The 3,006-nt window shown below is 62.8% G+C and carries 2 protein-coding genes and 1 pseudogene; all 3 read right to left on the bottom strand.

What is annotated here, in order from left to right; genetic code table 11:
* Window positions 1-367, bottom strand: a pseudogene (locus EN906_RS29030) (DNA translocase FtsK); the annotation flags it as partial.
* Window positions 368-677: 310 nt separating this feature from the next.
* Window positions 678-1,256, bottom strand: coding sequence for an LPS assembly lipoprotein LptE (gene lptE / locus EN906_RS29025; protein ID WP_127269446.1), 579 nt, complete (start codon window positions 1,254-1,256; stop codon window positions 678-680).
* The coding region (gene leuS / locus EN906_RS29020) for a leucine--tRNA ligase (RefSeq protein WP_127375562.1) at window positions 1,243-3,006 on the bottom strand (1,764 nt) is incomplete at its 5' end. The genes leuS and lptE, both read right to left, overlap by 14 nt.

The following is a 3,006-nucleotide window of genomic DNA, read 5'->3' as shown; positions in this document are numbered from 1 at the left end:
GATGCTTCCTGGCCTCATAGTCCGGCGTGCGTGTAAAACGCACGTTGGGTGCAAGGAAGAAATATTCCTGCCAGGCAGGGCTCTCGATATCGCCGATTTTCGAAAGCGTGTCGTCCGAGCCACCCCGCGGCTCCATATAGGGCCGCTTGTTGCCACCGAGATCGACCACCGGCGCTGAATAGCCGGCCTGGCGTGTGGCGGGCTGCCGGCCGCCCGGCTCCTTGCGAGCCGGACGATCAAGGTCGCCTGCCGCAGAAGAACCTCGCTGACCACCCCTGTCGCCGATGCTCTCGGAGCGCTTCCCCTCGGGATCATCAGGCGATGCGGCCGTCGATAAATTGACCCGGGAAAAACGCTTGGCTTCCATTCTCAAGACTCACTCTGAAATGTCTGCCGAGCAATAGGGAGCGAGTGGTTAACAGTTGCTTCCCGGATGGATCGCCGACCATCCTGGGCACCAAAATCTTCGTGGTAATCGGCGAGCGACACGGCACGATCGTCGTCTCGCCGCATCCACGCCGGTGGCGCGATCTACTCGCCGTGCCGCAGCAGCTCGATGGGTATCTTCGGACAATCCCTGTTCGGAATCTGGCTCTGTTCGAGAATCTGGTCATGATCCCGCGATCACCCCATCATGCCTGGGGCGCCGGACCGTTTCCGTGAAGCGATGAGGTGCGCTAGCCGGTCTTGCCGTGCCGGACAAGGTCCTGGGCAATGGACAGCTGCAGCGCTTCCGCCAACTCTCGCGCAGCGCGATTCTCGGCGTCGATCTGCGCCCGGTATGCGGCGAATTCCTGACGCGGCCTGTCGAAGGACGAGGTGATCGAACGCTTGCCGGATGCGATCACCACGCCGGTCTTCGCATCGGCCAGCGTATAGCTGCCGGTCAGCGTCACGGAACCGGCGGTCGGTTCGTCTTCATCCGTTCCGACCTGCACGAGTGCCGCGGACTCGACCGCTTCGGTCACGCCGAGATTGAGCGAATAGACCGGCGAGGCCGGCTCGCCGGCGCCTCGTCCAAACCCGAAAATCAGATTGTTGCGCACCTGTTGGCCGTAACGCGTATTGACCGGCTTGATGCCGATCAACGCCAGTTCGGCACTGGCACTGGCCTGCGAACCCGACAGTGGCGCGCTCGAATAGAGCGGCCGCACCGTGCAGGCCGAGACAAGCGCGAGCGAACCTATCAGGCCGGCAAGCGCAATGCGGCGCAGCAAATGGTTCAACTCTGTCTTTTCCCGATCAGGCAACGACATTGACGATCCTCTGCGGCACGATGATCACCTTGCGCGGAGCCTTACCTTCAAGTGCTTTCTGCACGAAGTCGAGAGCCAATACCGCTTTTTCGACCGCACCTTGGTCCGCGTCGCGGGCAATTGTCAAATCCCCCCGCTTCTTGCCGTTGACCTGTACCGGATAGGTGACTTCGTTGTCGACCACCAGCGCCGGATCGAAGACCGGCCAGGGCCGTTCGGCAACGAGATCGGTGCCGCCAAGCGTTGCCCAGCACTCCTCGGCCAGATGCGGCATGATCGGCGCGATCAGATGCACGAGAATCTCCACCGCCTGCCGACAGGCGCCTTTCAGCGCTGCATCGGCCTTGCCTTCGGCCACCTCGTTGAGCGGCGTGGTCAGCGCGTTGGCCAGTTCGTAGATGCGGGCGATGGCGCGGTTGAAAGCGAGCTTCTCGATATCCTCTCCGACCGCCTTCAGGATCTTGTGCGCGGCCTTGGAAACCACCGCGGCCTCGCCGCTGCTGGCCGCTAAGGGCTTGATGCCGGCCAGTGTTTCGGCCGCCGTCGACACCAGGCGCCAGATGCGCTGGATGAAGCGATGCGCACCGGCAGCGCCATCGTCGGTCCACTCGACATCGCGCTCGGGAGGAGAATCGGACAGCATGAACCAGCGCGCCGTATCGGCGCCGTAGCCATCGGTGATGTCTTCCGGGCTCACCGTGTTCTTTTTCGATTTCGACATCTTTTCCAGCGGGCCGATGGTGACGGCCTCGCCGGTGGCGATGTCGATGGCGCTGCGCTTGCCGTCGACGTCCTCCAGCCGAACTTCGGTGGGCGCCAGCCAGCGGCCATTCGATGCCGAGCCGACGCGATAGGTTTCGTGCACCACCATGCCTTGCGTGAACAGGCCCTTGAACGGCTCGGCCAGATCGACATGGCCGGCCTCGCGCATGGCGCGGGTGAAGAAGCGCGAATAGAGCAGATGCAGGATCGCGTGCTCGATCCCGCCAATATACTGGTCGACCGGCAGCCATTCGTTGGCCGCCTTGGGATCGGTCGGTTCATGCGCCCACGGCGCGGTGAAGCGGGCAAAGTACCACGACGAATCGACGAACGTGTCCATCGTGTCGGTTTCGCGCCGCGCATCCCTGCCGCATTGCGGACATTTCACATGGCGCCATGTCGGATGCCGGTCGAGCGGATTGCCCGGGCGATCGAAATCGACATCGTCGGGCAGCTTCACCGGCAGGTCCACCTTCGGCACCGGCACCACGCCGCAAGCCTCGCAATGGATCATCGGGATCGGGCAGCCCCAGTAGCGCTGGCGCGAAATGCCCCAGTCGCGCAGGCGGAAATTCACCTTGCGCTCGGCCATCGGCCGGTTGCCGATGGTCTTCTGCTCCAGCAGTTTGGTGACTTCGTCGAAAGCCTGATCCGGCTTCATGCCGTCGAGAAAGCGCGAATTGATCATCACGCCGTCATCGACATAGGCTTCGTCGATGATCTGGAACGTCGCCGGATTCTCGCCTTCCGGCATCACCACCGGAATCACCGGCAGGCCGTATTTGTTGGCGAAGTCGAGGTCGCGCTGGTCGCCGGACGGACAGCCGAAAATGGCGCCGGTGCCGTATTCCATCAAAACGAAATTGGCGACATAGACCGGCAGCGTCCAGTTGTCGTCAAACGGATGGACGACGCGGAGGCCGGTGTCGAAACCCTTCTTCTCAGCTGTCTCCAGCGCCGCCACCGAGGTGCCCATATGGCCGATATC

It is taken from the genome of Mesorhizobium sp. M7A.F.Ca.CA.004.06.1.1 (genome assembly GCF_003999135.1).
Classification (GTDB): domain Bacteria; phylum Pseudomonadota; class Alphaproteobacteria; order Rhizobiales; family Rhizobiaceae; genus Mesorhizobium.
This window is presented reverse-complemented; position numbering and strand designations above follow the sequence as displayed.

Coding starts and splice junctions, on each gene's coding strand:
- lptE (WP_127269446.1), bottom strand. CDS start 1,256: ATGTCGTTGCCTGATCGGGAAAAGACAGAGTTGAACCATTTGCTGCGC.